Source organism: Ruegeria sp. C5, assembly GCF_056537605.1.
In genome coordinates this window covers 226,203-232,218 of the sequence record NZ_JBQFRX010000005.1, presented here as the reverse complement: position 1 = coordinate 232,218, position 6,016 = coordinate 226,203, and the positions used below count along the sequence as shown (strand labels likewise).

General features: G+C 57.1%; 7 protein-coding genes. 4 read left to right on the top strand and 3 right to left on the bottom strand.

Going from position 1 to position 6,016, the window contains the following annotated elements; translation table 11 throughout:
• The 3 genes from ACR0AW_RS17145 to parC all read right to left on the bottom strand — a co-directional run.
• Positions 1–91: GTP-binding protein (locus tag ACR0AW_RS17145; protein WP_036223564.1), on the bottom strand; the 91-nt coding region annotated here is incomplete at its 3' end.
• A gap of 116 nt (positions 92–207) precedes the next feature.
• Positions 208–798, bottom strand: a complete 591-nt coding sequence (locus tag ACR0AW_RS17140) for a hypothetical protein (protein ID WP_170392584.1) — start codon at positions 796–798, stop codon at positions 208–210.
• A gap of 97 nt (positions 799–895) precedes the next feature.
• On the bottom strand, positions 896–3,244 hold the full coding sequence (gene parC, locus ACR0AW_RS17135; protein ID WP_170513470.1) for a DNA topoisomerase IV subunit A: 2,349 nt from the start codon (positions 3,242–3,244) through the stop codon (positions 896–898).
• A gap of 200 nt (positions 3,245–3,444) precedes the next feature.
• On the opposite strand from parC, the gene ACR0AW_RS17130 reads away from it, so the two are divergent.
• The 4 genes from ACR0AW_RS17130 to ACR0AW_RS17115 all read left to right on the top strand — a co-directional run bounded on the left by ACR0AW_RS17130 (position 3,445) and on the right by ACR0AW_RS17115 (position 5,839).
• Positions 3,445–4,086: an SH3 domain-containing protein gene (locus ACR0AW_RS17130; RefSeq protein ID WP_480439337.1), complete on the top strand. Its 642-nt coding sequence runs from the start codon at positions 3,445–3,447 to the stop codon at positions 4,084–4,086.
• A gap of 69 nt (positions 4,087–4,155) precedes the next feature.
• Positions 4,156–4,983, top strand: coding sequence for an SDR family NAD(P)-dependent oxidoreductase (locus tag ACR0AW_RS17125; protein ID WP_170733747.1), 828 nt, complete (start codon positions 4,156–4,158; stop codon positions 4,981–4,983).
• Between the two features lie 79 nt (positions 4,984–5,062).
• Positions 5,063–5,263, top strand: coding sequence for a twin transmembrane helix small protein (locus ACR0AW_RS17120; protein WP_170392587.1), 201 nt, complete (start codon positions 5,063–5,065; stop codon positions 5,261–5,263).
• A 3-nt stretch (positions 5,264–5,266) separates the two neighbouring features.
• Positions 5,267–5,839 carry a cob(I)yrinic acid a,c-diamide adenosyltransferase gene (locus tag ACR0AW_RS17115; RefSeq protein WP_170425243.1) on the top strand — a complete coding sequence of 191 codons (573 nt, stop codon included), beginning with the start codon at positions 5,267–5,269 and terminating at the stop codon, positions 5,837–5,839.
• The last annotated feature ends 177 nt before the right edge of the window (positions 5,840–6,016 follow it).

Below are 6,016 nucleotides of genomic sequence, written 5' to 3'. Positions count from 1 at the left end.
CTGCGGTCAGCGTGGTCTTGCCGTGGTCAACGTGGCCAATCGTGCCGATGTTGACGTGCGGCTTATTACGCTCAAACTTTTCCTTTGCCATTCCTCAGGCGCCCTTTTTGCAATTTGGGGGACCCTTGGTCCCGTGGTTACATCTGCGCGCGCGAGATATTTGGTTCAGGGGGGAAAATCAAGCACATCCTGAGGGAAATGCATCCATCACGCCGGATTTTGTGTGACAGCTTCAGTTTCAAGCGGCTGGATCAAGCTGGGACGCTTGTCAAACCAGCCATCATCCTTGTGCTCTTCGGCCAGCCACTCCTCAACCCGGTCGGCAACCTTCAAGGCCAGACCGTTCATCTGTTCTTCTCGGGTGCGCGCATTTCCTGATCCTGTAAGGGCGCTTTCACCGGTGGTATCTTCGAGCACCTGAAACTGCTTGCCTTTAGCAAGGAACTCTTTCTTTTCAACGTCATAGACGTTTACCAGAACGATGGCGGTGCTTTTGGGGTTGTAAATCACAGGAATTCCCGGAGGTGCCAACATGTAGCCCTCGAGACTGATGCCAATGTCGTATTCCTGTGAACCTTCATACCGGCCAAGCCTGATGTCCACTGCATTCTGGATCGCTTTGGTCCATTCATCCGGCGTAGCATCCCGCGAAACCGGTCCCTGAACGGCCTTTTCCGCAAAGGCATAATTCACGCGTAGCTTGAATTCACCCAGCGACTCGGGGTCTTCATAAACCTGCGTTTGGGTGCATGCGCCCATCAGGGCCAACCCGGTGATCAGTGTCAGAATGCGCAGCATGTCTCTCGTCTCGATAGGCCTGTTTTCTTTGGATGTAGCGCACCGATACGGGTTGTGCCAAGCCGTATCGGCAGATTTTCACCAAGCGGACAGCATATCACGAGAACTTGTAATCCCTCGGAAAGCCATAAGGTGCTTTTTTCCCAACACCCGCACGCTTGGCCAACCATTGGGACATATCTGCCTCGTGCCGGGTTTTGTCGCCGCCCATGGACCATTTCAGGCCCTCTTCCCAGTTGAAGGTGGTGATATCGGATAACCCACCATCCAATTCCAGTGTGCCCTGCCGTCCACGCGCCATGTTGTACTTCTGCAAGCGGACACCCTTACCACGGGTCATCTCGGGCAGTTCCTCTGTCGGGAACACTAGGAATTTCCCGTTCTGCGAGACGACAGCAACATGATCGCCCTCAACCGGCTTACAGATCATCGCCGTCTCGTCTCCTTTGACGTTCAGCACCTGTTTGCCATTCCGGGTCTGCGCCAGAACGTCATCTTCCGGCACCATAAAGCCGTTGCCCGCATCTGAGGCCACAAGCAGCTTGCGCCCCGGTTTGTGGATCAGGATGTCGATAATCTGCGCCTCGTTCGGCAGGTCGACCATCAGACGTAGCGGTTCGCCCATGCCACGCCCGCCAGGCAGGTTAGCGGCGCTGACGGTATAGAATCGGCCATTTGACGCAAAGACCAGCAGGCGGTCCGTAGTTTCCGCGTGGAAAATGAAACGCGGGCCGTCACCATCTTTGAACTTCAACTCGCGCTTCAGATCGATATGGCCGGTCATTGCCCTGATCCAACCCATCTGAGAGCAGACGACCGTGATCGGTTCCTTGTCGATCATCGCCTCAAGCGGCACTTCCTCGACCTGACCTGCCTCGGCAAATTGTGTCCGGCGCGCGCCGCCTTCATAGTCTTTGCCGAAGGTCTTCTTGGTCTCTTTGAGTTGCTCGGCGATCTTGGCCCATTGCAGGGCGGGGTCGGCCAGCAGGTCTTCGAGGTTGGCGCGTTCCAGCATCAGTTCGTCACGTTCGCGTACCAGTTCCATCTCTTCCAGACGGCGCAAGCTGCGCAGGCGCATGTTGAGGATTGCATCGACCTGCACCTCGGACAGTTCGCCCTCACCCGGCTTCGGCGAGACATAATCGGACTCATCGGTTGCGCGGACGTGATCGATGCCCCAATCTTCGCGCATCAGAGCGGCCTTGGGGTCGTCGTCGTAGCGGATGATATCGATCACCCGGTCGAGGTTCAGGAAGGCGACGATAAAGCCCTCCAATACCTCAAGGCGGTGGTCGATCTTGGCCATGCGGTGACGCGACCGCCTGATCAGCACCTCTTGCCGGTGATCAAGGAACGCGCGCAGCACTTCCTTCATCGAACAGACCTTAGGCGTCACCCCGTCGATCAGCACGTTCATGTTGAGGCTGAAGCGCACCTCAAGGTCCGAGTTGCGATAGAGCATGCCCATCAGCACCTCGGGGTCCACATTCTTGGAACGTGGTTCAAGGATCAGGCGGATGTCATCAGCGGATTCGTCGCGGACATCGGCGAGGATCGGGATCTTCTTGGTCTGGATCAGTTCCGCGATCTTTTCGATCAGCTTGGATTTCTGAACCTGATAGGGAATCTCGGTGACGATGATCTGCCACTGGCCACGCCCTAGATCTTCAACCTCGTATTTACAGCGCAGCCGGAAGGATCCACGCCCGGTGCGGTAGGCCTGAGCGATATTTTCGGGCGGCTCGACAATGACGCCGCCGGTCGGAAAATCCGGGCCGGGAACATAATTCAATAGCGTATCGTCACGCGCATCCGGCGTCTTGATCAGATGCAGACAAGCGTCGCACAGCTCGGAAATATTATGCGGCGGGATATTTGTCGCCATGCCCACCGCGATACCGCTGGCGCCATTGGCCAGTAGATTCGGGAACTGTGCGGGCAACACGACCGGTTCGGTCAGTGTGCCGTCATAGTTGTCGCGGAAATCGACAGCGTCTTCGTTCAACCCTTCCAACAGGGCTTCGGCCACGATGGTCATCCGCGCCTCGGTGTATCGAGAGGCCGCCGGATTATCGCCGTCGATATTGCCAAAATTCCCCTGCCCGTCGACCAGTGGATATCGGACGTTGAAGTCCTGTGCCAAGCGCGCCATTGCGTCGTAAATCGCCGCGTCGCCATGAGGGTGATAGTTACCCATCACGTCGCCAGAGATTTTCGCTGACTTACGGAAACCGCCCGTCGCACTGAGTCGCAACTCGCGCATCGCGTAGAGGATTCGCCGGTGAACCGGCTTCAATCCATCGCGCGCATCTGGCAAAGCGCGGTGCATGATGGTGGAAAGCGCGTAGGTCAGGTAGCGCTCGCCAATTGCGCGGCGCAGCGGCTCGGCTACCTCGCCCCCATTGTCAGGGGTCTCCATATTGGGGTCGTCGATCGTATCGTTCATACATGATGTGATACGACGCAAGCGCGCGCGGGTAAAGCAATCGGCGCATATTTTGCTGGGGACAAGTCGGGCTTTTTGCAACAGGGGGAGGCAAGTATCGGATTTCCCCCGCTTTTCGACTCGAAGCTGAATCTATGGTAGGGTTTCGAACATTAAGACTGCTGCCTTTTATTGATGTTACGATTGCCAGGGGGTGCGCCATGAAGCGTGTTATTGTTATCACTTTCGCCATGCTCGGCTGGAGCTTCTATGTGATGAGCGGGGGCCCGGATTTCGAACCGCGGGGCACCCGCACCGAGCAACCGGTTCGCGTTGCCTCTGTGCCAGAACATGAGCCTGCATCCGACCACGCACCTCGGGCTAAAGACGACCACGCACCTCGGGCTGAAGACCTTGTGACCAACGTTGCCGCGCGCATTGTACAGGCGCGCGCTCAGCCCGAACCACAAGTAGAGGAGGATGCCGCAGTCGTCCTGTCACAAGTCACGAACGATCCGCTGTCTCAGTTCTCTGCATTTGACGAGAACGGCGTCAGCTTTACTCTGGCTTCGCTTGAAGACGGAGCCGCCGGACTGTTGCAGGTCGAGGCCGAGGTGCAGGATGACATCACACCTGTGACTCGAGTCATCGAGCCCGAGAAAGATATCCGCGAAATCTCGGGCACGCGCGTCAATATGCGCGATGGGCCCGGAACGATTTACCCCATCATCGCCAAAGCCAAACTTGGCCAGCGCGTTGAGGTTCTCAGTGATTCCGGCACCGGCTGGCTGCGGTTGCGGTTATACCCTGATCAGCGGGTGGGTTGGATTTCTGCCTCACTGGTTCGGAAACCAACAAACTGACGCAACTGTGTCATTGTCCTGACCTAAAGCTCGCCATAGCTATGGGCGAAATACACAGGCGGGGGCAATATGCAGAAATCAATTCTGATCACAGGCTGCTCATCCGGGATCGGTCTGGACGCGGCGCACGGGATGCGCGCGCGCGGTTGGCGCGTTTTTGCCTCATGCCGTCAACAGCGTGACTGTGATCGGCTACGGGCACAGGGTTTCGACAGCCCGCTGATCGACTATACCGATTCCGATAGCATTACCTCAGGCCTGCAGCAGGTATTGGACGCGACCGGTGGCACGCTGGATGCGTTGTTCAACAATGGCGCTCACGGCCTTCCCGGCGCGGTTGAAGATGTCCCAATCGAAGGGCTTCGCCTAATTTTTGAGACCAACGTATTTGGCTGGCACGAACTAACCCGGCAAGTGGTTCCCGTGATGCGGGCTCAGGGCCATGGGCGCATCGTGCAGAACTCATCAGTGTTGGGACTGGTCGCGTTCCCCTGGCGCGGGGCATACGTCGCCACCAAATACGCCATCGAAGGCCTGACCGATACATTGCGCCTAGAGCTACGAGACACCGACATCAAAGTCATCCTGATCGAACCAGGCCCGGTCACCTCGAAGATCCGTGTGAACGCGATCCCTGTCTTCGAACGCTTTATTGACTGGAAAAGCTCAGCCCTGCGACAGAGATACGAGGATACGCTGCTGAAACGCCTCTACGAATCCTCCGGACCTGACAAGTTCGAACTGCCTGCCTCGGCTGTTACCGCCAAATTGGCGCATGCGGTTGAATCCAAGCGCCCACGTCCGCGATACTATGTGACGACGCCCACCTATATCGCCGGATATCTGCGCCGTATTCTGCCTACCCGGGCCATTGATCGCATCCTCTCGGACATATGAGGCGAAATTACCTGTTCGCTTTTGCCGCTATCAACGCTAGATGACGGCTCAACAACTGAACAAACACGGACGGTGAGCTATGGACCTGACGATGGTCATACTGCTTCTGGCCATGGCGGCGGTCGTCGTCGTGCTGGTGATGGGCATTGCCAATTTTGGAAAACCCGGCAAAGAGGCCGCGCTGAAAAGCAACAAGCTGATGCGCCTGCGTATCCTGTTTCAGTTCATTGCGGTGCTGCTGATCGTACTTTACGTCTATCTGCGTGGGCAGGGAGGGTAAGGCATGGTCGTTCTCAACAAAATTTACACGCGCACCGGTGATGATGGGAAAACCGCTCTGGGCAATGGCGAGCGCGTCGCCAAATACTCCGGGCGTGTCGCGGCCTATGGCACTGTGGATGAGCTTAATTCCTTTGTCGGCGTGGCACGGACCGAAGCAGACGGAGAAGTCGAAGCCGCCTTGTCCCGTATCCAGAATGACCTGTTTGATCTGGGTGCCGATTTCTGCCGCCCCGACATGGATAAGGATGCCGAGGCCGACTACCCGCCCCTGCGTATCGTTTCCGCTCAGATCGACCGGCTTGAAGCAGAGATCGACGCGATGAACGAAGCGCTCCAGCCCTTGCGCAGTTTCATCCTGCCCGGTGGCTCACGTTTGGCCGCGCATCTGCATGTGTGCAGAACAGTTTCGCGCCGGGCCGAGCGGTTGGCGGTTGAGCTGACAAACATGGAACCGGTCAATGAGGTGGCTGTCAAATACCTCAACCGCCTGAGCGATTGGTTCTTTGTCGCCGCGCGCTGTGCCAACAACGGCGGGCACGATGATGTGCTCTGGATTCCCGGCGCAAACCGGTGATTGCGCCTGCCGTCGGGAAACTAAATTTCGTTTTTGGTCCAAAAAATGACAAAACGCGACGTCTCGAAACCATGACGTGACGATTTTGCTCTGTTGCGAGGCATCACGACTCGCTATCTAGGCCAGCGAGAGCATTGGTGGAGTCGCTGCGCGGCTTGCCGTTTTTGTAAGGAGCAT

Bases quoted from the DNA above. Each gene is read 5' to 3' on its own strand.
- ACR0AW_RS17140 (WP_170392584.1), bottom strand. From the start codon at position 798: ATGCTGCGCATTCTGACACTGATCACCGGGTTGGCCCTGATGGGCGCA.
- parC (WP_170513470.1), bottom strand. From the start codon at position 3,244: ATGAACGATACGATCGACGACCCCAATATGGAGACCCCTGACAATGGG.
- ACR0AW_RS17130 (WP_480439337.1), top strand. From the start codon at position 3,445: ATGAAGCGTGTTATTGTTATCACTTTCGCCATGCTCGGCTGGAGCTTC.
- ACR0AW_RS17125 (WP_170733747.1), top strand. From the start codon at position 4,156: ATGCAGAAATCAATTCTGATCACAGGCTGCTCATCCGGGATCGGTCTG.
- ACR0AW_RS17120 (WP_170392587.1), top strand. From the start codon at position 5,063: ATGGACCTGACGATGGTCATACTGCTTCTGGCCATGGCGGCGGTCGTC.
- ACR0AW_RS17115 (WP_170425243.1), top strand. From the start codon at position 5,267: ATGGTCGTTCTCAACAAAATTTACACGCGCACCGGTGATGATGGGAAA.